Genomic DNA, 26,272 nt, shown 5'->3' on the forward strand with positions numbered 1-26,272 from the left:
CACGGTCAACACCGGCTGTGCGGCGACCGCGCAGACTGCGGCCATGAACGCCGTCCTGCATGCCCCCGTATTCGACCGCGAACTGATCGCCCGCTACGACGGACGCGGCCCGCGCTATACCAGCTATCCGACCGCGCTGCAGTTTCGCGACGACTTCGGCGAGGCCGACCTCAAGGCGGCCGTCGCTGCGTCCGATGCGGCCGACAGCGAACGTCCGCTGTCGCTTTATGTGCACGTGCCGTTCTGCCGCAGCCCGTGTTTCTATTGCGGCTGCAACCGCGTGATCAGCCGCGACCCGACGCGGGCCGATCATTACCTCCAGTGGCTGTTCCGCGAGGTGGAGCAGGTGGCCCGGCTGTTCGGTGCCGGGCACCGGGTGCGCCAGGTGCGCCAGGTGCATCTGGGCGGCGGCACGCCGAACTTTCTCGACATACCGCGCATGCAGTCGCTGATGGACGCACTGGCGCGGCATTTCCGCTTCGACGAGGTGGAGCAGCGCGAATTCGGCATCGAGGTAGACCCGCGCTTTGCCGATGGCGATTACGTGCGCGCACTGGCCGCGATGGGGTTCAACCGGCTCTCGTTGGGTATCCAGGATTTCGACCCCGCGGTACAGCGGGCGGTCAACCGCGAGCATGGCGTGGAGCCCACCCGCGTGCTGGTCGACGAGGCCCGTGCCGCCGGTTTCCGTTCGATCAACATGGACCTGATCTACGGCCTTCCGCTGCAGACTCCGGTGGCGTTCGCACGCACCCTCGACGAGGTGATCGCGATCGGCCCGGACCGCATTGCCGTGTACGGTTACGCGCACCTGCCGAGCCTGTTCAAGGCCCAGCGGCAGATCAAGACCGAGGAACTGCCCGATGCCGCCACCCGGCTGGAACTGTTCGGCCGCGCGCTGACTGGGCTGCAGGCGGCCGGCTACGTATACATAGGTATGGATCACTTCGCGCGCAGCGACGACGAGCTGGCGCAGGCGCAGCGTGCCGGCACTCTGCAGCGCAACTTCCAGGGCTATTCGACGCATGGCGATTGCGACATCGTGGGGCTGGGGGTCAGCGCGATCAGCCGCATCGGCGACAGCTACAGCCAGAACGCGCGCGATCTGGCCGCTTACGAGGGGCTGCTCGATGGCGGCCACCTACCGGTGGTGCGCGGGCTGCTGCTCGATCGTGACGATCTGATCCGCCGCGAGCTGATCGGCGAGCTGATGTGTCACGGGGCGATCGACGTGCAGGCCTTCGGCCGGCGCCATGGGCTAGTGTTCGGCGACTACTTCGCGGACAGCCTGGCGCGCCTGCAGTCGTTCGTCGATGATGGCCTGGTGGTCGGCGACATGCGACGGCTGCAGGTCACCTCGCGTGGCCGCCTGCTGCTGCGGAACATCGCCATGTGCTTCGACCGCTACGCCGGTGCGCAGGCAGACGCCGCGCGCTATTCGAAGACGATCTGAGTCGGACCATCTGAGCGGAACTATTCGCTAGGACATGCAGTGGGGCGCATGGTCATGATTCCGAGATCGCCAGCACGCATGCATCCGCGCGGAAGCTGCGGCAGCACAGCGAAAAGGACGAAACATGCTGCGATGTCACGACCGGGCCGAGCAGGCCTTCCAGGTAGCCGCCGAAGAAGCTGCAGCCCTGGCCGTCGGCCGGGGTGCACAGCGGGCTGTTGCGGATGTGCAGGTGGCCGTCCACATGCTCGACCACGACCAGCTCGCTCAGGTCGGGCAGGCCAATCTGCTCGATCGCACTGGCCAGGCTCAGCTTTCGGCCGGATGCGTGGCGGCGCTGGAGCACCCAGGTGCCGAGGCGCCGTCCCACTTCGTGCAGCGTGGCTTCGCGTGCGCCTTCGGCCAGCGTGGCCAGCATGCTTTGCAGGGTCGGGAAGATCTGCGGATACGCCTTGGTCAGTCGTGGCCAGGCGATATCGATGGCGTCCGTGTCGGCTTCCAGCGGAACGACCTCGGCGTAGGGCTCGAGCTCGGGTTCGGCCGCTGGTGCGGGGGCTGTCGGCGGAGTCGCCAGCATGAAATCCGACATCTGCAGCGAGAGCAGTTCGGTGTCGGCCAGCGGATATGCCGGTGGCACCAGTTCCGGTTCGTCTGGCATGGCTTGCTCCGCAAGCACGTCGGACTGCGCCGGCGGTGCGGACGATACGGGTGTCGCCGAGCTGCGGGTGGACATGGCCGGCGCTGGCGCCGGTTCGGGGCGAGGTGGCAGCGGCGGTTGCGGGTATGAGCGCGAAGCGGCGAAGTGAGGCTTCAGCGTGTCGGCCTCGAACAGCGAGATCTCATAGCTGATCAGCCGTTCGCAGGCATCCAGTGCCGACTCCAGGGCACGCTTCCGGCGTGGATGGCCGCGCACGACCATAGTCAGCAGCACGCCGTTCCGGTCCTGCACGATACGTTGCCGGAGCAGGGTGAACCCGGTTTCGACAACCGCCCCGCCGACTTCGGCGAGAAGTCCGTCGCGCGATACCGAGAGGGTCTGGATTTCCAGCTCGATCATGGCCCCCCCTGGGTCGATGCTGGCGGAACGATGCCGTGGACGGCGCAGGCGCGTCCACGTCTGCAGTCTATCCGACACCCGCGCGCGGCGGATCGTTCCTGCGACGTATGTCGGTGCAGGAACAGCCGTGCGCAGGGCGATGGTGGATCAGGACGCCGTGCTGGCGGCACTGGCCGGGCTGGTCGCCGGAGCGGTGTGGATAGTCGGGGCGGTGTCGCGCGGCAGTTCCGACAGCATGCGGGTGACCAGCGCGGGATAGTCATAGCCAAGGTGGTGACCGCCCGGCATGGCATGCACCTTGATCCAGCTGGGCAGACCCGGCTCGCTGCAAAGGCTGTCATCGCCATCTTCGCTGTCGTCGGTGCCGTAGTAGCAGACCACGGGCGGTTTGCCGTCCAGTGCGGCGACGCGCGGCAGCGACGGGTAGTGCGGTATCGGGTTGATCTTCTCCATCAGCGCCTTGAGCTTGGTCTTGAACCAGTTCTCGCGCATGTAGCCTTCCAGGGCGATTTCGAAGTTCACGTTGTTGCTGGGCGACAGCAGCACCACCTGGCTGATCCGCGCGCGGTTGGCCGGGCTGAGCCGCGAGACGATGGACGGCACCACGTCGGCACCGAACGAAAAGCCGATCAGCCACACCCGGCGCTTGTGCCACTTGGCCAGGTAGCGCGGGATCATCGCGTCCAGCTCGCGGGCGGACTCCTCCGGCGAGCGCATGTGCCAGTAGTAGCGCAGCGTGCTGACGCCGAGCACCGGCATACCATGCGCCACGATCAGCTTGCCGATCTGCTGGTCGAGGTCGGCCCAGCCGCCGTCGCCGGAATAGATGATGGTGAGCACGTCGCCATCGCCGGCCGGCGCCTGCACATGCGGCGCAGCCAGCAGTTTTCGGGTGGATTTCTCGAGGCTCGGGCGGGCAAACGGATTCCAGATGATCGCGGCTGCCACGACAACGCAGGCGGCCACGGCGCCCAGTGCAACAAATTTCATCGACGTACCACTCCAGTCAGGCCGCCGGAAATCAGGCCGGCCACATTGGTCAGCACCACCGGCAGCGCGATGCCCCCCGGGACCGCCATGTAGCGCGGTTCCCATTCGGGGTCGAACTTGTCTTTGTAGCGGTGCAGACCGCGGAAATTGTAGAAGCGTTCGCCACGGCCGAAGATCAGCGCGCCGAAGCGGTTCCACAGCGGCGCCTGGCGCCGGTTGGTCAGGCCGGACAGCGGTGCCATGCCCAGGTTGAACCAGCGATAGCCCTGCGCCTTGGACCACAGCATCAGTTCCACGAACAGGTAGTCCATCAGGCCGGGCGGGCCGTCGGGACGGTGGCGCATCAGGTCCACCGAGGCTTCTTCCATGCTGTCGGTGAGGAACATGTTGGCGAACGCCACGGGCTCATCGTCCTGCCACACCACGGCCATCGGTGTGCGTGCGAGGTAAGCGGCGTCGAACGCGCCCAGCGAGAAGCCCTTCTCGCGCACGCGCTTGTCGTGCAGCCAGGCATCGGAAACCGGTTTCAGCCGGGGCAGCAGGGCGGGTACCTGGTCAGGTGCCACGATCTCCAGCCGCAGGCCCTCGCGCTGCAGCTTGCTGACGATGTTGCGCAGGCTCTTCTTCGACTTGCCATCGAGGTTGAAGCGGTCCAGCGGCACGCGGGCCTCCTCGCCGACCTTCAGCAGGCTCATGCCCACCTCCAGGTACATGTCCAGGTCGCGCGGGTTGACCTGATAGAACACCGGCCAGCCACCGGCGCGTTCGCAGGTTTCGTGGAAGGTCCAGACCAGCTCCTGGCGCGCCTTCGCATCGGTGCCGACCGGATCGCCCATCGCGATCCAGCTGCGTCCGGCCACGCCGTACATGATGAAGGCGCGGTGGTCGGGGTCGAACATCAGCGCCTTGTCGCCCATCAGCGCGAGATGTGCCTGTGCGCCCGGGTAGCCTTTGATCAGCGGCAGCGCGCGGCCGAGTGCCGCTTCGTCGGGCAGCACGGGACGTGGGCGCGCCGAACGGAACAGGGTGACCAGCCCGAACAGCAGCGCCACCGAGGCGGCACCCACCAGCGCGCGCAGGGCGCGAGGCGCACCGCCATGGCGGAAGCTGAATTCCCACCACAGGTCGTTGTTGTATTCCACGTGCTGGTAGCTGAAGAGCACCAGCCAGAACGTGCAGCCCAGCACCGCCAGCACCGCCAGCATCCAGCCGAACGAGAAGCTGGCCTGGAACAGCGAGGCGCGCCGGTAGAACAGGCGGTGCGCGGGCGCCAGCGCCAGTGCCAGCATCAGCAGCAGCGTGGCCTCCTCGTAGTCGATGCCCTTCAACAGCGAAAGCACCGCACCGGCCACCAGCAGCACCAGGGTCAGCACGTAGGCGGCATCCAGCCGGCGCTGCAGTCCGCGCGCCAGGATCAGCAGCAACATGCCGACCACGCTGTTGAGGAAGTGCGATACCTCCAGCACCGGCAGCGGCAGTACGTGGCTCAGGATCGCCAGCCGGCGCGGCAGCGTCTGGGTGGCGCCGGAGAACAGCAGCACCGCACCGGACACCAGGGTCAGGCCGGCGAAGAACGGCGGCAGCAGGCTGCTGAACCAGCGCGGCATCAGCTTGCGCTGGCGCAGGCCGCGGGCCTCGCGGAACAGCACGGTCACTGTCGCCACGCACAGCGGCAGCAGGTAGTAGACGCCGCGGAAGGCGGCCAGCGCGCCGAGGATCGAGGCCGCCTCCGGTGCGTTGCCGGTGGCACCCAGGCCGGCCAGCATCACGGCTTCGAACACGCCCAGCCCGCCCGGTACGTGGCTGATCAGTCCGGCCATCTGCGCCAGCACGAAAATCGCCAGGAACGGCCCGAAGTCGATCACGATCTCGCTGGGCATCAGCACGTACAGCACGGCCGCGGCCAGGCCCCAGTCCAGCGCGCCGACCAGGATCTGCCGCCATGCGGTGCCGGTCGAGGGCAGGGTGACCTGCCAGCGCCCCAGTACGCTCAGCGGCCGGCGCCGGAACAGGCCGCCGAACAGCCACAGCAGCGGCATCGACAGCAGCAGCAGGCCCACCGGTACGTGCAGTGCGGCAAACGGCAGCTGTGGCGATATCGGTTCCAGCAGCAGGGTGCTGCCGGTCACGGCGCACAGGCCCAGCCAGAAGCTGAGCGTGCAGAACAGCACCACCTTCGCCACCTCGGCGGTCGACAGGCCGGCCTGGATGTAGAAACGGTAGCGGATCGATCCCGACACCAGCACCGACATGCCCAGCGTGTTGCTGAAGGCGTAGCTGATGAACGAAATCAGCGCCACGCGTGCACGCGGAAGCCGCTTGCCGATGGCGGCGAGCGCGAACATGTCGTACAGCGTCATGCCGGCATAACCCAGCGCGGTGAGTACCACCGCCTGGCCGATGCGGCCGCGGCGCAGCCGATGCAGATAGTGCCCCACCTGGTGATAATTCACCTCGCCGGCGAACTTCTGCAGCGCCCACAGCGCCAGCAGCAGCATCACCACCGACAGCAGCGGTCCACTTAGCCGGCGCAGCCAGGTCGGGCCCGCCGATGCGCTGATCGGCGCCTCAGACTGGCTCGGGATCTCGGCATCCCCTTGCTGTTCCACTCCCGTGCCCCCTGAACTTGCGTCCGGCCGCGATGGTGCCACATTGTCGCTCCCGCGCGCTGACGCAGAGGTGGACAAGGCACACCGCAGCACCCGTCATGACATGACATGGGCGCCCGAGCGGGCGCCCATGTTCAACTTGCCGGTCGGCGACTTAGCGCTTCGCGATTTCGAAGCCCTTGCTTTCGACGACCTTGCCGTCCAGCGAGATATCCACCTGGTACTTGCCGGCCGGCCAGAGGTCGGGGTTCTCCACCTTGAAGGTGGTGGTGGCCGGACCGCTGGTGGCGACGCGCTGGCTGATGCTGCTGACCAGCTGGCCCTTGCCTTCCAGGTAGCGCCAGGTGGCGTTGAGGGTGGCGCCGTCGGTATCGCCCAGGGTGGCCACGCTGGCATACAGCGTCTTCTGGTCCTGCGCGAAGTGGTCTTCCGGCTTGCGCACCTTGTGCTCGGCGTTGACCGCGGTGCCCACCGCCAGCGAGGCGACCTTGAAGGCATCGGCCGGGGCCGGTGTCGCGGCCTTGGCGGTGCTGGCCGCAGCGGCTGCAGCGGTGCTGGCGGTGGCCGGCGCGTGGGCGGAAGCGGCCGGCGCTGGAGCACTGCTGCTCACGGCCGGCTTGGCCGCCACGCTGGTTGCCTTCGCCGGTGCGGCGGCGGTCGATGCGTTGGCGGGGCTGGCCGCAGGCGGTGCGCTCTTGCCGCAGGCGGCGAGCGTCAGCACGCCAGCGAACATGGCGGTGTACAGGGCGGCGGAACGAAGATGCAGGCTCATGGGTGGCATTCCGTGGATGCGCTCAACAGGAACCGGCCGGCGCACAGGCCGACCGGGAAGGCAGACAAGGCTAGCGCTCCCGATCTGAAGTGCCGATGACCGGCCGATTACTGGCGGGCACCGCGCGGGTTGCCGGCCGAGCCGGAAATCTGGCTGCTGCGGAACGGGTTGATGTCCAGGCCGCCGCGACGGGTGTAGCGGGCGTAAACGTCGAGCTGCTCAGGCGCGCAGCGTGCGGTGATGTCCATGAAAATGCGTTCCACGCACTGCTCGTGGAACTCGGTATGGGTACGGAACGAGACCAGGTAGCGCAGCAGTCCTTCGCGATCGATCGGCGCGCCGCGATAGCGGACCTGCACGCTGCCCCAGTCGGGCTGGCCGGTAACCGGGCAGTTCGAGCGCAGCAGATCGGAAACCAGGGTTTCCTCGACCGTACCGGCGCGCGTATCGGCGCGCAGGTAGTCGGCCTTGGGCGGGCCGTAGTCGTCAATGTGCACGGGCAGCGTGTCGATCGACTCGCCGTCCAGGTCGGCGAAGGTGTGCGCAGCGGTGCGCGCGGGGTGCAGGGTCACATCCACGGCCGCGCCGGCAGCTGCGCCAAGGTCCTGCTGCAGCAGCTCACGCAGCGCGTCGGCGCTGGCCATCGGCTCCTGCGCGAAGCCGTTGAGATAGAGCTTGAACGACTTCGACTCGATCAGGTTCGGCGAGGCCGCCGGGATGCGGAATTCCGCCACGGTCACCTGTGGCTTGCCGTGCAGGTCAAGCCACGACAGCTCGTAGGCATTCCAGATGTCGGTGCCATGGAACGGCAGCGCCGTGCCCACGCCGATCTCGGCGCGTTTGCCGGCACGGGGAATCGGGAACAGCAGCGTCGGGTCGTAGCGATCGGCGTAGACGGTGGTCTGGCCGAGCGGTGATTGGTCGGGGGTAGCCATGCGCATAGTGTAGTCGGGCATGGCCGCCCGCGGACGCGGACCGCCTTTCCCGGTCGGGAGAGGCGGCCCGCCCCGGTTCAGCCGTTGACGTGCGTCATGCTTTCCGCGCTGTAGCGCTCGCCGGCCACGGCGTCGTGCGGGAACACCGCATCGATCGCGGCCAGCTCGTCCTTCGACAGCGTCACGTCGAGTGCGCCGAGGTTCTCGTCCAGGCGGCTGCGCTTCTTGGTGCCGGGAATCGCGAACACGTCTTCGCCCTGCGCCAGCACCCAGGCCAGTGCCAGCTGCGCCGGCGAGCAGCCCTTGTCGGCGGCGATCGCCTTCACCTTGTCCACCAGCGCCAGGTTGCGGGCGAAGTTGTCGCCCATGAAGCGCGGGCTGTGGCGACGGTAGTCGTCGGCATCGAAGTCGTCGGGCGAGCGGATCGCGCCGGTCAGAAAGCCCCGGCCCAGCGGCGAATACGCGACCAGCGAGATGCCGAGGCGCCGGCAGGCGTCGAGCACGCCGTTGTGTTCCGGGTCGCGCGTCCACAGCGAATACTCGCTCTGCAGCGCGGCGATCGGGTGCACCTTGGCCGCCCGTTCCAAGGTGGCGGCGGACGCCTCGGACAGGCCGAGGTAGCGCACCTTGCCGGCCTGCACCAGTTCGGCCATCGCGCCGACGGTTTCCTCGATCGGCACACCCGGATCGACCCGGTGCTGGTAGTACAGGTCGATGGTTTCCACGCCCAGCCGCTTCAGGCTGCCCTCGCAGGCCGCGCGCACGTAATCGGGCCGGCCATTGATGCCGCGTGCGGACGGGTTGGCGGGGTCGCGCACGATGCCGAACTTGGTGGCCAGGAAAACCTGGTCGCGACGACCCTGGATGGCCTTGCCGACCAGCATCTCGTTGGTATGCGGACCGTACATGTCGGCGGTGTCGAGCAGGCTGACGCCGCGGTCCAGCGCATGCTGGATGGTGGCCACCGACTCGGCGTCGTTGCGGTCGCCGTAGAAGTCGCTCATGCCCATGCAGCCAAGGCCGAGGGCGGAAACCTGGGGGCCGTTGCGGCCGAGTGTGCGGGTCTGCATGCGGAATGCTCCTTGGGGGTGAAGCACCATCATGCGCCGTCGCCGTTGACGAATAAATGCTCAATAATCGTCAACACTATTCCATATGGATAAACAATCATGGACCGCCTGGACACCATGCGTCTCTATGCGCGGATCGTCGAGCTGGGCAGCTTCACCGCCGCCGCCAACGACCTCGACCTGCCGCGCGCCACGGTCACCCATGCGATCAAGCGTCTGGAATCGCGGCTGGGTGCGCAGCTGCTGCAGCGGACCACGCGCTGCCTGCGGGTGACCCGCGACGGGCGTACCTATTACGCGCATTGCGTGCGGCTGCTGGCCGACCTGGACGAAGTCGAGTCGAATTTCCGCGACGCCGCGCTGAAGCCGCAGGGCACCCTGCGCATCGACCTTCCGGTGACGCTGGCGCGACGCATCCTGATTCCGGAACTGCCGGCGTTCTGCGCCCGTTATCCCGGCCTGACCCTGGACATCGGCACCAGTGACCGCTTCGTCGACCTGCTGCGCGAGGGCGTGGACTGCGTGCTGCGCGTGGGCGAACTGCCGGACTCGGGGCTGGTCGGGCGCCGCGTGGCGATGCTGCAGCAGGTCACCGTGGCCAGCGCCGACTACGTGCGGCGGCACGGCCAGCCGGCCACGCTGGCGGATCTGCAAAACGGCCATGCGGCGGTGAACTGGACCTCGCCCACCACACGCCGGCCCGAGTCCTCGCTGGAATTCATGGTCAACCGTCGGCGCCGCGAAGTGAGCCTGCCCGCGCGCGTCACCGTCAGTGGCGTGGACGCCTACCTGGCCTGCTGCGAGGCCGGCCTGGGCATCACCCAGTTCCCGCGCTACCGGGTGGCAGACGCACTGGCGGCGGGCCGACTTTGCGAACTGTTGCCCGACGTGCCGCCGCCGACCCTGCCGGTGCATGTGCTGTACGCGCCGCAACGGCAGATGCCGGTGCGGCTGCGGGTGTTCATCGACTGGCTGGTCGAGGTGATGGCGAAGCTGCAATGAGCGGGGCATGTTTCAGCCGCGCGGAAAGCCGTGGCGCGGGCTGTCGGTGCCCAGGGTGTCTTCGGTGAGCGGCGCGCCGGCGGCCAGCAGGGCAGCGCGCTGCTCGGCCAGCGGCAGCCGCAGCATCACGTTCTCGTAGGTAATCAGTGGACTGAATACCGGCTGCGCCAGCACCCGTGCCACGAAAGCCGCACTGCGCGGCCAGTGGGTCTGGTCGATCTCGTAACGGACGAAGGACGCGGTGCGGAAGCAACTGGCAATGGCGATGTCGGCGACCGACAACGCGCCGAACAGGAACCGTTCCTGCGGCAGCTGGGTTTCCAGATAGTCCAGCGCGGCCGGGATGTCGGTATCGAGCGCACGCTGCACGATCGCCTCGTCCGCCGTCTCGCCGAAGATGTGGCGCCGGATCGCCCGCTGGTAGAACAGTCGCCAGATCAGCACGTCGGCCAGGTGTGTGTCGGCGTATTCCTCCAGCCAGCGCGCATGGGCGCGGTCGTCGATGTTGCGCGGGTAGAGCGAAACGGCGGGGTACTTGTCCTCCAGGTACTGGCAGATCACCGAGGAGTCGTTCACCACATGGCCATCGTCGATCAGCACCGGGATGCGCCGCAGCGGGCTGAGCCGGGTGAACTCCGCGTTGCCCACAAACGGGGCAATCGGGTCGATCTCGTAATCCAGGCCCTTCAGCTCCAGACAGGCCAGTACCTTGCGTACATAGGGCGAGATGTAATTGCCGATTACCTTGAAATGCGCCATGGCTGCGTTCCCTCGTGTGACCGTGCCACAGCCTGCGGGCGGCTCTGCAAGGCGTCAAGGGAGCGTTGTAACGCTCGGTTGTGCGCTTCGCAATGATGACGCGGTTGATATCGGCTAGTGATGTCTGGATTCGATGGCAGGTCGAACATCGCGCACACTGGCACTTATGCCTGTACCTGCCGCTGGCCCGTGTCGGCAGCTCAAGCCCCTCTGCCTACTCAACCTTTGGCAGGGGTGCCAAAGGTCATGCCGGGGTAGCATCGGTCTTTCGGGCGGCGTGCAGACGGCTGCCCGGCTGGCCATTTTCCGGGTATCCGGTTCCCAACAAGGGGAGTGCAACATGAGTTCGATGATCGGCAAGTCGCGCCTGGCCGGCGCGCTGGCAGTGGGGCTGTTTCTATGCGCCCCCGGTGCCATGGCGCAGGGACGCACGCTGACCGCACAGGATTACGCGCGCGCCGAGCGCTTCATGCCCTACGAGACCATGCCGTTGGTCGACCACGACGTGCAGCATGTGACCTGGCTGGACGGCACGCATTTCTGGTACCGCGACCATGACGTCAGCGGCGACCACATCATGGAAATGGACACCCTGACGGGCAAGGCCATGCCGGCTTTCGACCAGGCCAAGCTGGCCGCCGCCTTGGGCAAGGCCAGCGGCAAGCCGGTCAAGGCCGACAAGCTGCCGCGTTCGTTCGGTTTTACCGTGCTGGCCGATGGCCGCTACGACGTGAAACTGGGCGATAAGCACTACCTGTGCGACCTCAAGGCGGCCGGCGACTGCGCGCTGAAGGCGGTGCCCAAGAGCGGCGACGAGCCGGGCATCCTGTCGCCGAACAAGAAAATGCTCGCCTTCATTCGCGACTGGAACCTGTGGGTGCGCGATGTCGCCACCGGCAAGGAGACCCAGCTCACGACGGATGGCGTGAAGAATTTCGGCTACGCCACCGACAACGCGGGCTGGATCCATACCGATCGCCCGGTGCTGAACTGGTCGCCCGATTCGACGCGGATCGCCACCTACCAGCAGGACCAGCGCAAGGTCGGTGACATGTACCTGGTCAGCACCCGGGTCGGTCATCCCAAGCTGATGAAGTGGAAGTACCCGCTGCCGGGCGACAAGCATGTCTTCATGATCGAGCCGGTGGTGATCGACGTGGCCTCGCACAAAGTGGTGAGGCTGCAGCTGCCGCCGCAGCAGCGCCTGTCCAGCCTCTGCGACGACATCAGCTGTCGCAGCAACGGCCACTGGGACGACCTGAAGTGGGCGCCGGACAGCCGCACGCTGGCCATGGTCAACAGCTCGCGTGACCGAAAGCAGGTGTGGTTCCGCGTGGCCAACGCCAGTACCGGTGCGGTGCGCACGGTGTTCGACGAGACCGTGAAGGACTACTACGAAAGCGGCCATGGCAAGGTCAACTGGCAGTACCTGCCCAAGGCCCACGAGGCGGTGTGGTTCTCCGAGCGCAACAACTGGGGCAACCTGTATCTGTACAACCTGAAGAACGGCAAGGAGATGCACGCCATCACCCACGGTGTCGGCAATGTCACCGAGGTGCTGCACCTGGACCGCAAGAAGCACGAGCTGTGGTTCCTGGGCGTGGGCCGCGAAGCGGGCGTGAACCCCTACTACCAGCAGTTGTGGAAGGTGAATCTTGACGGTGGCAGGCCGAAACTGCTGACGCCTGAGAAGGCCAATCACATCATCAGCTTCTCGCCCGACGGCAAGACCTTCGTCGACAGCTACTCCACCCCGGTCAAGCCGCCGGTGACGCTGCTGCGCTCGGCGTCCGACGGTCATGTGATCGCCACCGTGGCCCGGGCCGACATCAGCCGCCTGAAGGCCGCCGGTTGGGTGCCGCCGATTCCGTTCACGGTCAAGGCGCGTGACGGCAAGACCACGCTGTACGGCATCATGTTCAAGCCGTCCAACTTCGACCCGCACAAGAAGTACCCGCTGATCGACTATGTCTATCCGGGTCCGCAGACCGGCTCGGTGATGGGACGCAGCTTCCTGCCGTCGCGCTACGACCACCAGTCGATGGCCGAGCTGGGCTTCATCGTGATTGCCCTGGACGGCATGGGCACGCCGTGGCGCTCGGCTTCGTTCCACCACTACTGGTATGGCGACATGGGCGACAACACGCTGCCCGACCAGGTTGCCGGCATCAAGGAGTTGGCCAAGCGCTATTCGTGGATCGACCTCGACCGGGTCGGTATCTGGGGCCATTCCGGTGGCGGCAATACCGCGGCCGACGCGATGTTCCGTTACCCCGACTTCTTCAAGGTCGGCTGGGCCGAAAGCGGCAACCACGACAACCGCAACTACGAGAACGACTGGGGCGAGAAGTACCAGGGCTTGCTGGTGAAGAACAAGGACGGCACCACCAACTACGACAACCAGGCCAACGAGGACATGGCGAAGAACCTCAAGGGCCACCTGATGATCACCTACGGCACCTTGGACGACAACGTGCCGCCGACCAACTCGGAACTGGTGGTGCAGGCGCTGATGAAGGCCAACCGCGACTTCGACATGCTGGCGATCCCGAACGTCCATCATGGTTACGGCGACGAGACGCCGTACATCACGCGGCGTCGCTGGGATTACTTCGTGCGCTACCTTGCCGGCAACACGCCGCCCAAGGAATACAAGATGAAGCCGTGGCCGTGGTTCTGACCGGAGCCTGAGCCTGCCACATGAAGCCGGGGCCGAAAGGCCCCGGCTTTTTTCATGGTGCGGTGGCCGGCAGGTGTCGGCGGCCCCAGGCGACAGGGCGGATCAGCGGTTGCTCACCGGCTGGGCGAGCCCATTCGCGCGGGCATCGTCGAGCAGCTTGCCCATGGCGCGGCGGGCTTCGCGCGAGGCCAGCTGCTGGCGCCGCTGCAGCGCATGTTCCTGTGCTTCAAGCGCAGCCTGCTGGGCATGCAGTGTGTGTTGCTGCGTAGCCAGCTGTGCCTCGAGTGCGGCGTGCTTCTGTCCAAGGCGTGCCTGTTGCCGTGCAAGCCTGGCCTGGGTTCGTGCCAGACCCTGTGCGTTGGCGGCAACTTCCTGGCTGGCGGCCTGCGCCACCAGATTCGCCTGTTGTTGAACGATTTCAGCTTGTGCATCCGCAAGCGCGGCATTGCGGGCAGCCAGGTCACCCTCGCGACCGGCGATCTCGCCCTGTCGGTCGGCAAGCCTTCCCTGTGCATCCGCCAGAGTGTTCAGTGGCGCATAGATCTGCCGGGCGCGCTCGACCAGTGCCTTGTCGCGGATCACGTAGCCCTTGCCGTCACGCTGGAACCAGATCATGGGCTGGTGGCCATGGTGCAGGCGCTTCAGCGCGGTGATGTCGGCCGGGCTGCCGTCGACGATCGTCGTGTCGCCATCAAGCAGTGCGAAGCCCTGTCGTGCATCGGAATGAAGATCCATGTACGTCTTGCCGAGGGCGAAACCGAAAGCGGGTGGCTTGGGCGGTGCTGGTGGAGCAGGCGGCGGGCTCGGCGGTGGCGGTGGCGGCGGTGGCGGTGGCGGTACGGGTGGTGCCGGTGGTGCGGCCGGGGCGTTCGCTGCGGTCTGGACGGCGCTATGTACACTCGCCGCATGTGCAGGATGACTGGCGGCCACCACGCGGTACGGCAGTACACCCGCCAGCGCGACGCACGCGACGAGCAGCCAGCTTGGGGCCCGGGGACGGGTCGGTAGGTTTTGTTGCAGCATGCTCAGTCGCCTCCGCAGGTTGTGGAAGGTGGGGGATGCACCGGCGAGGCCGGCGCGTGGTGGGTGTGCCACGCCCAGGCACAACAGCAGACGGCCGTAGTCCTGCGGTGCAGCGCCCTGTTGCCGCAGTGCCTCGGCATCGCAGGCTGCTTCGCGATTCAGTGCGTACTCGCGTACCGCCCAGCGCAGGCAGGGGTGAAAGAAGTACAGCCGTTGCGCCAGGGCCGGAATCCAGCCCAGCAGCAGATCGCCTCGGCGCAGGTGAGCCAGCTCGTGTGCCAGTGCCAGCGGAGCCTGCGCGGGCTCCATCGCGTGTCCGGCCGGCCACAGCACGGTGGGGTTCCACAGGCCGCTGACCTGTGGCGATGCGAGCTCGGACGAGGCGAGCAGGCGCGGCGTGCGACGCAGGCCCAGCGCACGCGACTGCTGCACGCACTGCGCCTGCAGGTCGGTGTCATCCAGACGGCCGGCGCGACGGTACAGGCGCCGCGTGCGACGGTGCTGCAGCAACAGGGCGGGAACCTGTGCAAGCACCAGCAGCAGCCACGCGGCGATCAGCAGGGTCTGCCAGCGCAGGCTGTCCGATGCATCTACGACCGGATGCGGGCTGGCGTCCTGCCTGCGCGGCATGTGTGCCGGGAACGCACGGTCCGTCAGTGCCATGTGCCGTGCCGCGCCGGTGGCGGGCGGCATGGCATGGGTGGGGGTTGCTGCCGCAGTGGCGGGCGGCGGCGACAACAGCGGTAGCTGGATCGGCGTCTGCCAGGCCAGCCCGACCAGTGCCTGCAGGCCAACCAGCCACCACAGCATGCAGCGGATGCTGGCGGGAAGGCGTGGCAGCAGGCGCAGCAGCCCGGCGATCAGGCCTGTCAGCAGTGCAGCCTGCAGCGACGTCCAGACCAGCCGTTCCAGCAGCACAGCAGCCACATGGTCGAAGGCGGTCATGTCAGTCCTCCTTGCGTGCGGTCTGCAGTTGCGCGACCAGGGCTTCCAGCTCGGCCAGCTCGGTATCGCTCACCTCGCCGCGCTCGGCCATCCACGCCACCAGCGGCGAGACCGAGCCGCGCAGGGTGTTGGCGACGAAGCTGTCCACCGCGCGGCGCATCGCCTCGCCGGGACCGGTCGCGGTGCTGTATCGATACACGCCTTTGGACTGCGGGCCCTTGAGCTGGCGGCGCTTCAGATAACCCTTGGCACGCAGCCGTTCCATCATCGTCAGCACGGTGGAACGGGCCAGGCCGAGGGGCTCGCCGAAGCCGGCGGCCACCTCGCCGACCGTGGCGGGTTCGTGTTCGGCCAGGTAATGCAGCAGGGCAAGTTCCTGGTCGCCGATCGAGGGTCTTGGCATGGCTCGCGCACTCGTTTGACTACATATGTAGGCACAACATACGACTTGACTACATTTGTAGTCAATAGTGTTGCGTCGAGTTGTGTGTCTCAGAGTGACTTGCTGAGAAAGATGCGTGATGTGCCGGGTGGGTCGCATGGCACCCGGCCGAACACCGTCCAGCCGAGTCGCTGGTAGAAGTCGGGTGCCTGAAAGCTGATGGTGTAAAGCACGGCGTTACGGCAGCCGCGCCGACGAGCCTCGTCTTCGGCCATCTGCAGAACGCGGCGGCCAAGCCCGGCGCCGCGCAGATCCGGCGGCAGGTAGAACAGGTCGATGAAGAGCAGGCCCAGCGAGGTGCGCCCGCTCAGGCCGCCGAGCACCGGTCCATCGCGTCGGGCGCGGACCAGTACGGCAAGTGGCAGGCGGTCGGTGATGCCGGTGACCTCGATATTGAAGTCGTCGAGCCGTTCGCCAATCCGTGCAACGGCGTCGGATGGCGGTGTCGCGGTGAGTTCCAGATCGATGGTTTGGTTCATGCAGGACTCCCTAAACCCCGACTATCACATGCAATCAACAGGCCCGGATGCCGGTAGCGATGGACTGCTGACGCCACCTGTCAGCAGTCCATGTGCGAATGCCTGTGGCTGCCTCGGCACACCTGCCTTCCGGCGAAGCGTGGTGCCATCGAAGCCGGGATCAGAACGCCATGTCGAACGCGACCTCGCCCTCCACGCCGACCTGGTAGGCCGAGACGCGACGCTCGAAGAAGTTGGTGACTTCCTGCACGTCCTGCAGGTCCATGAAGTCGAACGGGTTCCTCGCACCGTATTTTTTCGGCAGGTCGAGCTGCTCCAAGCGCTGGTCGGCCACGTATTCCAGGTACTGGCGCATGTCCTTCACCGATAGACCGGCCACGCCGCCGGAGAGCACGTCCTCGGCGAACTGGGTTTCGCAGGCGATGGCTTCTTCCAGCATCTGTCCGATCTGGGCATGCATGGTCTGGTCGAAAAGCTCGGGCTCCTCGGCACGCGCGGTGCGCACCACCTCGAAGGCGAACGCCATGTGGCAGCTCTCGTCGCGGAATACCCAGTTGGTGCCCGAGGCCAGGCCATGCAGCAGGCCGCGCGAACGCAGGTAGTACACGTAGGCGAACGCAGCGAAGAAGAACAGTCCCTCGATGCACGCGGCGAAGCAGATCAGGTTGAGCAGGAACTGCCGCCGCTGCTCGCGCGTGTCCAGTCGCGCCAGGTCCTGGACCGAGTCGATCCACTTGAAGCAGAACGCGCCCTTCTGGCGGATCGACGGGATGTTCTCGATCGCGGCGAAGGCCTTGGCGCGCTCGGCGGGGTCGGGAATGTAGGTGTCCAGCAGGGTCAGATAGAACTGCACATGCAGCGCTTCCTCGTACAGCTGGCGCGACAGGTACATGCGCGCTTCCGGCGCGTTGATGTGCTGGTACAGATTCAGCACCAGATTGTTCGACACGATGGTGTCGCCGGTGGCGAAGAACGCGATCAGCCGGTGGATCAGGTGACGGTCGGCCGCCGACATCTTGGTGTTGAGGTCGGTGGTGTCCAGCGAAAAATCCACCTCGTCCACCGTCCAGGTGTTCTTGATGGCGTTCTTGTACATCTCGTAGAACGCCGGGTAGCGCATCGGACGCAGGGTCAGTTCGAAGCCGGGGTCGAGGATGCGAGGAGGCTGGTTTGGTTGGGTATTCATGGGTGGATTCCTTGGATTTCTTACGCGTCATCCCGGCTAGGGCCGGGATCCGGCGACGTTCGCCTACACGGTGTTGGGGCGAATGCCTGAGGCACTGGATTCCAGCCTTCGCTGGAATGACGACATGGCGATGTGCGGGAGAAATCGGCAATGCGGGAGCGTTGGCCCTGTGTCTACATGCTTGCGAGCAGGCGTAACGGCACGCTCTAGGTTGGTGTTACTTCCGACCTGCGGGTACGCGTCTGGCAACACCGCAGCCATGTGGTGGAAGGTTTCACGCAGCGCCATTGCGTACACGTCCTGGTCTGGTTCGAAAGGCACGAGTCGATGGTGTCGGCCATTGCGCGCGAAAAGGCGATCAAGGCATGGAAGCGGACGTGGCAAATCCGACTCATCGAAAAATCCAATCCGTATTGGCATGACCTGTACGCCGGGATCTGCGAGTGAGGCCGAATATCTCTCACCGTCATTCCAGCGAAGGCTGGAATCCAGCTCCTTGGCGCACCACATGGCCGAAGGCGCAGGACCCCAGCCGCGGCCGGGATGACGGACGTCGGGATTTACTGGCAAGCCTCGCAGTACTCGGGGTTTTCCAGCGAGCAGAACACGGCGGCGCTGGCCTGCTCCTGGTCGACCGTCGTGGTCTTGCCTGCACTCACCGTGGTCTTGGCGATCTTCGTCGCGGGACGCGAGCGCAGGTAATACGTGGTCTTGATGCCGGCTTTCCAGGCGTACATGTACATGGACGAGAGCTGGCCGATGTTCGGGTTCTCCATGAACAGGTTCAGCGACTGGCTCTGGTCGATCCAGGCGCCGCGGGCGGCGGCCAGTTCGATCAGCGCTTTCTGCGGCAGCTCCCATACGGTGCGGTAGATCGTGCGCAGCCTTTCGGGAATCGCCGCGATGCCCTGGATCGAGCCTTCGGCCAGCTTGATCTGGTCGCGCACTTCGGCCGTCCACAGGCCCAGCGCCTTCAGTTCCTCGACCAGGTGGCGGTTGACCACCAGGAAGTCGCCCGACAGCGTCTCGCGCTTGAACAGGTTGGATACCTGCGGCTCGATGCATTCGTAGCAGCCGGCGATCGAGGCGATGGTGGCGGTGGGGGCGATGGCGATCAGCAGCGAATTGCGCAGGCCGCGGGTCTTGATCGCCTCGCGCAGGGAGCTCCAGCGTGCCTCGTCGTGCGGCCGGGCATTCGGCCAGTAGTCGAACTGCAGCTCGCCGTTGGCGGCGCGGCTTTCGCCGAAACCGGGGTGTGCACCATGTTGCGCGGCCAGCTCGTTCGACTGCGACAGTGCGTTGAAATAGATCTCCTCGGCAATGCGCGTGGACAGCGCCAGCGCCTCGGCCGAATCGAACGCCAGGCGCAGTTTGAAGAACACATCCTGCAGGCCCATCACGCCCAGGCCCACCGGGCGCCATTTGCTGTTGGCGGCCTTGGCGGTGGCGATCGGGTAGAAGTTCAGGTCGATCACGCGGTCCAGCTGGCGCACTGCGGTGCGCACGGTGGCGGCCAGCTTGTCGAAGTCGAACGCGCCGTCCGTCACGTGCCGCGAAAGATTGATCGAGCCCAGGTTGCACACCGCCGTCTCGCCGGCGTTGGTGACTTCCAGGATTTCGGTGCACAGGTTCGATAGGTGAATGACGTTTTCCGCCTTGGCGGTCTGGTTGCTGGTGGCGTTGCTGCGGTCCTTGAAGGTCATCCAGCCGTTGCCGGTCTGCGCCAGCGTGCGCAGCATGCGCGCGTAGAGCTCGCGTGCCTTGACCGTCTTGCTCGCCAGGCCATCGGCCTCGGCCTGGCGATACGCCGTTTCGAACGTCTCGCCCCAGCTGTCGACGAAGTGCGGTACCCGCTTGGGATCGAACAGCGACCAGTCGCCGTCGGCCTCGACCCGGCGCATGAACTCGTCGGGAATCCAGTTGGCCAGGTTGAGGTTGTGCGTGCGGCGCGCCTCGTCGCCGGTGTTGTCGCGTAGTTCGAGGAACTCCTCGATGTCGGCGTGCCAGGGTTCCAGGTACACACAGGCCGCGCCCTTGCGCTTGCCGCCCTGGTTCACCGCGGCGACCGAGGCATCCAGCGTCTTCAGCCACGGCACCAGCCCGTTGGAATGGCCGTTGGTGCCGCGGATCAGCGAGCCGCGCGAACGCACGCGCGAGTAGGCCAGGCCGATGCCGCCGGCGAACTTCGACAGCTTGGCCACGTCGGCGTACTTGTCGTAGATCGACTCCAGCGAGTCGGTCGGCGAGTCCAGCAGGAAGCACGAGCTGAGCTGCTCGTGCGAGGTGCCGGCATTGAACAGCGTCGGCGAGCTGGCGATGTATTCCAGCGACGACAGCAGGCGATACAGCTCCAGCGTCTCGCCGATGTCGTTGCCGCCCAGCGCACAGGCAATGCGCATGAAGAAGTACTGCGGCGTCTCGATCACGTAGCGTTTGGTGGGGTGGCGCAGCAGGTAGCGGTCGTAGACCGTGCGCAGGCCGAAATACTCGAAGCGGCGCGAGGCCAGCGGGTCGATCGCGTCGTTGAGCTTGCGCGCGTTCAGCGCGACGAAATCGCGCAAGCGCTCATTCAGGATGCCGACCTCGACACCGTGCGCGACCGACTGCGAGAAGCTCTGGATTTCCTGGCCGCTCACTTCCTTGTCGATGTAGCCGCCGAGCAGGCGCGCGGCGAGCTGGCCGTATTCGGGTTCCTCCGCGGTGAGCGCCGCGGCGGTGCGGATCGAAAGCTGGTCCAGCTCCTGCGTGGTGGCGCCGTCGTACAGGCCGCCGATGGTTTTCAGCGCCACCCGCATCGGGTCGACCGCGTGCAGGCCGTCGGCACAGCGAGTCACCGCCTTGACGATCTTGTTGACGTCGACGCCCTCCTGGCCACCGTTGCGCTTGGTCACGCGCATCTGGGCCGGGTTGTGCGGCGGGGTGAGGGTGAAGGATTCGGCGGGGGCTTGCTCGGGTGCGGCAGACATCGGTGTATCGCTGGTGGCGGCCGGAGCCTCGATGGCCCCGGCGGAAAATGCGGACGACTCCGCGCGGGCGCCGGAACGCTCGCGGGTGGCGGTATCGAGAGATTGCATGTCGGTGTGCTCCAGACCGTGGTGATCGACCGCCTGCTCCCTCGCGCAGGGCTGGGGTGCGGTCGCCGCGGTCGCGCATGCGCGGGACACGGAGGTCCCAGCGCACGACGCACCTCCCCGCGGAGGCCGTCACCAATCGGCACAACATTCCGGTTGCACCGTGCCGGCAGGTCTTCGGACTCGCGGACGAGGGTCAGTCGACCCACCTACTGGCCTTCGCTTCCCGGCCGCTGCGAGCCAGTGCGATATCAAGGCGTTCGTTTCCGCTTACCGCTGCGGGGCAGTTCCGGGTTTGCACCGGATTCCCTTTTAAGCCCGGTCGACGATCGCGTCTGACTGGGCACCGACCGGCACAACATATCGGGCCGAAAGGGGCTGGTCAACCCAATAAATTGTGTATAAGCCGTGGATAAGTGGCTCGCTGCCAGTGCTGGTGCCGGTTGTGGCGTGGCGTGGCCGTGCGGCCATGGCATGGGGGAGCCGCAGGCGCGGAGGATCGCTTGTCGCCTGCCGGTTATGCTCTGGCGCAGATGACGGAGGGATGCCATGACGGCTTCACCAAGCTATGTCCAGGGGGCCAGTACCCAAACCCTGCTGGGCGACACCATCGGCACGCTGCTCGAGCGTATTGCCGCGACGCATCCGGACCGGCCCGCGCTGGTGGTGCGCGAACAGGGAGTGCGGATGGATTACCGCGCGTTCGATGCCGAGGTCGAGCGGCTTGCTGCCGGTCTGCTGGCACTGGGACTGGCGCGCGGCGAGCGCATCGGCATCTGGGCACCGAACCGGGCGGAGTGGGTACTGCTGCAGTTCGCCGCACCCCGGGCGGGGCTGATCCTGGTGAATATCAACCCGGCCTACCGCCTGCACGAGCTGGAGTACGCGCTCAACAAGGTGCAGTGCCGTGCGCTGGTGCTGCCGCGCCGGTTCAAGACCTCGCACTATCTGGACATGCTGCGCGCGCTGGCGCCCGAGCTGGATGCCGCCGCACCGGGCGGCCTGGCCGCGGTCCGCCTGCCCGAACTGCGCGAGGTGATCCTGCTCGACGACGCGCCGGCGCCGGGTACCCGCGCCTGGCGTGAACTGGCCACTCTGGCCGACGCCGAGGCACTGGCACGGTTGCGTGCGCTGCAGGGCGAGCTGTCGTTCGATGACCCGGTGAACATCCAGTTCACCTCGGGCACCACCGGTGCGCCCAAGGGCGCCACGCTGACCCATCACAACATCGTCAACAACGGCTGGTTCATCGGCGAGGCGATGCGCCTGAGCGAGCAGGACCGTTTATGCATTCCGGTGCCGTTCTACCACTGTTTCGGCATGGTGCTGGGCAACCTGGCCTGCGTCACGCACGGCGCCTGCATGGTGATTCCGGGCGAGGGTTTCGATGCATTGTCGACCCTGGAAACGGTGGCCGAAGAGCGCTGTACCGGGCTGCATGGCGTGCCGACCATGTTCATCGCGGAGCTGGAGCATCCGCGTTTCCGCGAGTTCGACCTGAGCAGCCTGCGCACCGGCATCATGGCTGGTTCGCCGTGCCCGATCGAAGTGATGCGCCGGGTGGTGAGCGAGATGCACATGGACCAGATCACCATCGCCTACGGCATGACCGAGACCAGCCCGGTGAGCTTCCAGACCGTGCCGGACGATCCGCTGGAACGTCGGGTGGACAGCGTCGGACGCATCCATCCGCATCTGGAGGTGAAGCTGGTGGACGGCCAGGGTCGCATCGTGCCGCGTGGCGAGACGGGCGAGCTGTGCACCCGCGGCTATTCGGTGATGCTGGGTTACTGGCAGGATGCCGCGCGCACCCGCGAGGCCATCGACGAGGCACGCTGGATGCATACCGGTGACCTGGCGGTGCTCGACGAGGATGGCTATTGCCGGATTGTCGGGCGGCTCAAGGACATGATCATTCGCGGTGGCGAGAACATCTATCCACGCGAGATCGAGGAGTTCCTCTATACCCATCCCAAGGTACTCGACGTGCAGGTATTCGGCGTGCCCGATGCCAAGCTCGGCGAGGCGGTCTGTGCGTGGGTGCGCTTGCGCGAAGGCCACGGTGCCAGCGAGGCGGAAATCCAGGATTACTGCCGCCACCACCTGGCCTATTTCAAGGTGCCGCACCATGTGCGCTTCGTCGAGACCTTCCCGATGACGGTGACCGGCAAGGTGCAGAAGTACCTGATGAGCCAGGCGATGGCCGCAGAACTGGCGGCCCGCAAGGCGGCCGACTGAGCAGCGGGCGACGCCGGCTCAGTGGGTCGCGGGTGCGATGCTGAAATCGATCTCGATCGGGTAGGGCTTCGGCTGCGTGGGCGGCGTCGGCAACTTCCAGCGCGCGAATTGCCCGGCCATGCAGGTGGCGACCGGGGTCGCTGGCGTTACCGCCAGCTGCCGTGGCGTGCCATCGGCATCGACCCCGGCGACCAAGGTGAACGGACGCTTGTCGGCTGGCGCATTGCTGGCCAGACAGCTCTTGTAGACGTCGGTGGTGGCGTTGCCGATGCGGCCCCACAGGGCTTTCTGGTAAGCCGTTCCGGCCGTTCCGGCTTCCAGTTGCCTGGCTTGTGCCACTCGTGCCGCGAATGTGGCCGGATGGGGCTGGGCTGACGCCAGCAGGGTGGCCAGGGCGAGTGCGATCGACATGTGTGGCTCCGTCGGACAGGCGTGGTCCACGGTAGCAGTTAAGGCGTGCGGTGGTGAATCCGCTGGTGCCGTGCGATCAGCGGGGCAGATCGCTGCGATCGCGGCGCGACGGGAACGGTGCGGCGGCATAGGCCTGCAGCCAGGGTGTCACGGCGGCCGCCGGCATCGGGCGGGCGATATGGAATCCCTGTGCTTCGTCGCACGCCATGTCCAGTACCGCGGCGTAGACCGATGCATTTTCCACGCCTTCCACCACGACCCGGAATCCCAGCTCGCGCGCCAGCGCGGTTACCGAGCGCACCGTGGCCGCATCGCCGCGACTGCCGTCGATGCTGCGCACCAGCGACTGGTCGATCTTCAGGGTTGTGGCCGGCATCTCGCGCAGCGAGGCAAGGTTGCTGTAGCCGGTACCGAAGTCGTCGATGGCAATGCCGATGCCCATGGCGCGGATGCGCATGAGGTGCTGCAGGGTGGCGTCGCACGGATGCATCAGCGTGCTTTCGGTGAATTCCAGTTCAAGCAGGCCGGGATCGACGCTGTGCCGGGCCAGCAGGGTTTCCAGCCGCTCGAGGAAGTCGGCGTCGAAGTCGGCGCCTGACACGTTGAAAGATAGCTTGATGGCCAGCCCTTGAGCCTGCCACACGGCCAGTCGTGCCAGTCCGTGATCGAGCACCCACTCGGTCAGTGCGCGCATCAGCCCGGCCCGCTCGGCCAGCGGCACGAAGCGGCTGGGCAGCACCTCGCCCAGTGTGGGGTGGTGCCAGCGCAGCAGCGCTTCGAGTGCCACGCACTGGCCGCTTTCCAGGTCCACCCGTGGCTGGTAGTACAGGTCCAGCTCGGTGCGGTCGGTGAGTGCGGCGGCCAGTTCGGTCACCAGGAAGAAGTCCTGCCGGTGCCGTTCGTCCTGGTCGTGCTCGTACATCGCCCAGCCGGACGCGCTGTCCTGTGCTGCATGCGATGCGCTCATGACCCGGCGCAGCGGGTCGCCGCCGCGCATCTCGCTGGACTCGACCTGCAGCAGGCCGACGCCCGGACGCAGGGTCAGTGGAATGCCCAGGCAGTCGAACGGTTCGCGCAGCAGCCGGACCAGCGCGTGCAACTGTGCGTCCGACGGCCGCTCATGTGCGGCCGGCAACATGATCGCCAGTCGCGAAGTACCGACCTGGTACAGGCACATGTCCGCGCTCATCCAGATCTGCACACGCTCGGCGACGGCGCGTACCAGGGCATCGGCATAGACATGGCCCATGGCGCGGATGAAGGCGTTGAAGCGTTCGACCGGCGCCACCTCGATGGCAGCCAGCCACACCGTATCGTGCGCGTTGCGCAGCTGGCCGCGCAGGTCCTCGAAGAATGCGCCACGGTGCGGCAGTTGACTGACCGGGTCGGTGCGCCCCATGTAGCTGCGCAACACCACGCCGGTGCCGGCCAGGGCGGCCGCGTCGCGCAGCGCGGTGCGCTCGCGCGTGCTCAACGACTGGCGCGGCATGCGGTCCATCACGCACAGCGCACCGACAGGGTGGCCGTTGAGCGTCATGACCGGCTCGCTGGCGAAGAAGCCTACCGGTCCGGTGGCCGGTGGGGCGGGCTGGAAGCGGGCATCCTCACGCGCATCGAGCACCACTTCGGCGACCCCGCTGCGGGCGGCATCCAGGAAGCCCGGCGCCGGTGCGCCCGCGGGAAGCATCGGCGGGTTGGGCGTGGTGCTGTACCAGTAGGCGCTGCCGTCGCCCAGCACCAGGGTGACCAGCGGTACATCCAGCGAGCGGGCCACCAGCCGCGCCACGGCGTCGAAGCCGGGTACGGCGAAACGGTGAACCGACTCCGCGTCGTTGGGCGTGGAGGTCGGTCGAGATTCGTCCAGCGTCGATCCTGGGGCATGCCCCGGCATCGTTTGCATCGCGAACTCCCCTGTAGTCCAGCCCGATTGCTGGATCCAGTGTTCAGGCTACTGCGTGCCTGCCGGGCACGCAATCCGCATGCGTACGGGTTCAGTCCCGCCGGTGCGGAAGGGCCAGGTAGTCCTGGCTCTGCATTTCGATCAGGCGCGATTCGGTGCGGCCGAATTCGGCACGATGGCGTTCGCCGTCGTACAGCTCGGTGATGGGCGCGGCGGCGGACAGCACCAGCTTCACGTGACGGTCGTAGAACTCGTCCACCAGCTGCACGAAGCGCTTGGCGGCGTCTTCCGTGTAGACGGTGAACTGCGGCACGTTGGAGACGATGACCGTCGGCCCGCGCCTGGCCAGCTCGATGTAGTCGGCAACCGCGCGTGGTCCGTCGCACAGTGCGTCGAACTCGAACCAGAGGACGTCCTGCGCGCTTCGCCGCAGTGGGATCGAGCGGTCGTTGATGCGCAGCTCGCCGCCTTCCTGCACGTCGCCCTGGGCCTGGCCCTCGAAGATGCGCATCAGTGCGCGCTCGGCCTCGGCACCGGGCGGCGTGTGATAGACCGGCGCCTGGGTCAGTGCGCGCAGCCGCCAGTCCTGCGCGGACACCATCTCGACGACCTGACACTGCCGCTCGATCAGCGCAATGGCAGGCAGGAAGCGGGCGCGTTGCAGGCCGTCGCGGTAAAGGTTGGCGGGGGCGGTGTTGGAGGTGGTGACCAGCGCTACGCCGCGCGCGAACAATGCGTCCAGCAGGTTGGCCAGGATCATTGCGTCGCCGATGTCCTCGACCAGAAACTCGTCGAGGCAAAGCACGCGACAGCGCTGGGCCAGGCCTGCGGCCACCTCGACCAGCGGGTCCTGCCGTTCGCCCAGTTCGCGCATGCGTTCGTGCACCTCGCGCATGAAGCGGTGGAAATGCCGGCGCAGCGCGACGCCGTGCGGCAGGCTGGCGGCAAACAGGTCCATCAGGAAGGTCTTGCCGCGGCCCACGCTGCCCCACAGGTAGAGGCCCTGCACGGGTGTCGGTTCCTCGCTGCCCAGCAGCGACTTCAGACGCCCGAACAGCCCGTTGCCGTTGCCATTGGCCGGTGTGGCGCAAAGCGCGGCATGCATGCGGTCGAATGCCGGCAGCACGGCCAGCTGCGCCGGGTCGGATTGCCAGCGGTGGGCGGCGACGCCTTCGTGATAGCGGTCGGACGGAGAGAGTGTCGGTTCGGACATGGGGTGCGGAGCAGGGAGTGACGGGCATCCATCGCGG

20 protein-coding genes and 1 riboswitch are annotated in these 26,272 nt (G+C 66.6%); of the genes, 5 read left to right on the plus strand and 15 right to left on the minus strand.

The window, feature by feature from the left end; translation table 11 throughout:
* The first annotated feature begins 43 nt into the window (after positions 1 to 43).
* Positions 44 to 1,453, plus strand: coding sequence for an oxygen-independent coproporphyrinogen III oxidase (hemN, locus tag RA164_RS01560; RefSeq protein ID WP_329742229.1), 1,410 nt, complete (start codon positions 44 to 46; stop codon positions 1,451 to 1,453).
* Between the two features lie 52 nt (positions 1,454 to 1,505).
* Here hemN and RA164_RS01565 read toward each other — a convergent pair whose 3' ends face one another.
* The 6 genes from RA164_RS01565 to RA164_RS01590 form a co-directional block, all read right to left on the minus strand.
* On the minus strand, positions 1,506 to 2,510 hold the full coding sequence (locus RA164_RS01565; protein WP_329742230.1) for a hypothetical protein: 1,005 nt from the start codon (positions 2,508 to 2,510) through the stop codon (positions 1,506 to 1,508).
* A gap of 147 nt (positions 2,511 to 2,657) precedes the next feature.
* Positions 2,658 to 3,500 carry an AcvB/VirJ family lysyl-phosphatidylglycerol hydrolase gene (locus tag RA164_RS01570; RefSeq protein WP_329742231.1) on the minus strand — a complete coding sequence of 281 codons (843 nt, stop codon included), beginning with the start codon at positions 3,498 to 3,500 and terminating at the stop codon, positions 2,658 to 2,660.
* Positions 3,497 to 6,109 (minus strand): bifunctional lysylphosphatidylglycerol flippase/synthetase MprF, encoded by a 2,613-nt coding sequence (gene mprF, locus RA164_RS01575; RefSeq protein WP_329742232.1) that lies wholly within the window; start codon positions 6,107 to 6,109, stop codon positions 3,497 to 3,499. The genes RA164_RS01570 and mprF overlap by 4 nt, the downstream gene beginning before the upstream one ends.
* Positions 6,110 to 6,263: 154 nt before the next feature.
* Positions 6,264 to 6,881, minus strand: coding sequence for a hypothetical protein (locus RA164_RS01580; protein ID WP_329742233.1), 618 nt, complete (start codon positions 6,879 to 6,881; stop codon positions 6,264 to 6,266).
* Between the two features lie 107 nt (positions 6,882 to 6,988).
* Positions 6,989 to 7,816 (minus strand): NADPH-dependent 7-cyano-7-deazaguanine reductase QueF, encoded by an 828-nt coding sequence (gene queF / locus RA164_RS01585; RefSeq protein WP_329743456.1) that lies wholly within the window; start codon positions 7,814 to 7,816, stop codon positions 6,989 to 6,991.
* Between the two features lie 77 nt (positions 7,817 to 7,893).
* Positions 7,894 to 8,886 (minus strand): aldo/keto reductase, encoded by a 993-nt coding sequence (locus RA164_RS01590; RefSeq protein ID WP_329742234.1) that lies wholly within the window; start codon positions 8,884 to 8,886, stop codon positions 7,894 to 7,896.
* 99 nt (positions 8,887 to 8,985) lie between these two features.
* Here RA164_RS01590 and RA164_RS01595 point away from each other — a divergent pair, with 99 nt between their 5' ends.
* The gene (locus tag RA164_RS01595; protein WP_329742235.1) at positions 8,986 to 9,888 is read left to right on the plus strand and encodes a LysR family transcriptional regulator; all 903 of its coding nucleotides are present in this window, start codon (positions 8,986 to 8,988) and stop codon (positions 9,886 to 9,888) included.
* 12 nt (positions 9,889 to 9,900) lie between these two features.
* On the opposite strand, the gene RA164_RS01600 is transcribed toward RA164_RS01595, so the two are convergent.
* Positions 9,901 to 10,647 (minus strand): glutathione S-transferase family protein, encoded by a 747-nt coding sequence (locus RA164_RS01600; RefSeq protein WP_329742236.1) that lies wholly within the window; start codon positions 10,645 to 10,647, stop codon positions 9,901 to 9,903.
* 340 nt (positions 10,648 to 10,987) lie between these two features.
* Between RA164_RS01600 and RA164_RS01605 the strand changes: the two genes are divergently transcribed.
* Positions 10,988 to 13,327: a S9 family peptidase gene (locus tag RA164_RS01605; protein ID WP_329742237.1), complete on the plus strand. Its 2,340-nt coding sequence runs from the start codon at positions 10,988 to 10,990 to the stop codon at positions 13,325 to 13,327.
* 102 nt (positions 13,328 to 13,429) lie between these two features.
* On the opposite strand, the gene RA164_RS01610 is transcribed toward RA164_RS01605, so the two are convergent.
* From RA164_RS01610 to RA164_RS01625, 4 genes are all read right to left on the minus strand, one after another.
* Positions 13,430 to 15,295, minus strand: coding sequence for a M56 family metallopeptidase (locus RA164_RS01610; RefSeq protein WP_329742238.1), 1,866 nt, complete (start codon positions 15,293 to 15,295; stop codon positions 13,430 to 13,432).
* Between the two features lies 1 nt (position 15,296).
* A complete protein-coding gene (locus RA164_RS01615) occupies positions 15,297 to 15,698 on the minus strand; it encodes a BlaI/MecI/CopY family transcriptional regulator (RefSeq protein WP_329742239.1) in 402 nt (133 codons plus the stop codon).
* Positions 15,699 to 15,787: 89 nt separating this feature from the next.
* Positions 15,788 to 16,216, minus strand: coding sequence for a GNAT family N-acetyltransferase (locus tag RA164_RS01620; protein ID WP_329742240.1), 429 nt, complete (start codon positions 16,214 to 16,216; stop codon positions 15,788 to 15,790).
* Positions 16,217 to 16,376: 160 nt separating this feature from the next.
* Positions 16,377 to 17,402, minus strand: coding sequence for a ribonucleotide-diphosphate reductase subunit beta (locus RA164_RS01625; protein WP_329742241.1), 1,026 nt, complete (start codon positions 17,400 to 17,402; stop codon positions 16,377 to 16,379).
* 228 nt (positions 17,403 to 17,630) lie between these two features.
* Here RA164_RS01625 and RA164_RS01630 point away from each other — a divergent pair, with 228 nt between their 5' ends.
* The gene (locus RA164_RS01630; RefSeq protein ID WP_329743457.1) at positions 17,631 to 17,849 is read left to right on the plus strand and encodes a GIY-YIG nuclease family protein; all 219 of its coding nucleotides are present in this window, start codon (positions 17,631 to 17,633) and stop codon (positions 17,847 to 17,849) included.
* 113 nt (positions 17,850 to 17,962) lie between these two features.
* On the opposite strand, the gene RA164_RS01635 is transcribed toward RA164_RS01630, so the two are convergent.
* The gene (locus tag RA164_RS01635) at positions 17,963 to 20,476 is read right to left on the minus strand and encodes a ribonucleoside-diphosphate reductase subunit alpha (protein ID WP_329742242.1); all 2,514 of its coding nucleotides are present in this window, start codon (positions 20,474 to 20,476) and stop codon (positions 17,963 to 17,965) included.
* A 148-nt stretch (positions 20,477 to 20,624) separates the two neighbouring features.
* A riboswitch (cobalamin riboswitch) is annotated at positions 20,625 to 20,838 on the minus strand.
* Positions 20,839 to 21,022: 184 nt separating this feature from the next.
* Here RA164_RS01635 and RA164_RS01640 point away from each other — a divergent pair.
* Complete coding sequence (locus tag RA164_RS01640; protein WP_329742243.1) at positions 21,023 to 22,711, plus strand: AMP-binding protein; 1,689 nt, start codon at positions 21,023 to 21,025, stop codon at positions 22,709 to 22,711.
* Between the two features lie 18 nt (positions 22,712 to 22,729).
* On the opposite strand, the gene RA164_RS01645 is transcribed toward RA164_RS01640, so the two are convergent.
* The 3 genes from RA164_RS01645 to zapE all read right to left on the minus strand — a co-directional run bounded on the left by RA164_RS01645 (position 22,730) and on the right by zapE (position 26,235).
* On the minus strand, positions 22,730 to 23,122 hold the full coding sequence (locus RA164_RS01645) for a peptidase C13 (protein ID WP_329742244.1): 393 nt from the start codon (positions 23,120 to 23,122) through the stop codon (positions 22,730 to 22,732).
* A gap of 76 nt (positions 23,123 to 23,198) precedes the next feature.
* On the minus strand, positions 23,199 to 25,022 hold the full coding sequence (locus RA164_RS01650; RefSeq protein ID WP_329742245.1) for a putative bifunctional diguanylate cyclase/phosphodiesterase: 1,824 nt from the start codon (positions 25,020 to 25,022) through the stop codon (positions 23,199 to 23,201).
* Positions 25,023 to 25,113: 91 nt separating this feature from the next.
* Positions 25,114 to 26,235, minus strand: a complete 1,122-nt coding sequence (gene zapE, locus RA164_RS01655) for a cell division protein ZapE (RefSeq protein ID WP_329742246.1) — start codon at positions 26,233 to 26,235, stop codon at positions 25,114 to 25,116.
* Between the last annotated feature and the right edge of the window lie 37 nt (positions 26,236 to 26,272).

The sequence above is a fragment of the Dyella sp. A6 genome (assembly GCF_036320485.1).
Taxonomy (GTDB): Bacteria; Pseudomonadota; Gammaproteobacteria; order Xanthomonadales; family Rhodanobacteraceae; genus Rhodanobacter_A; species Rhodanobacter_A aluminiiresistens.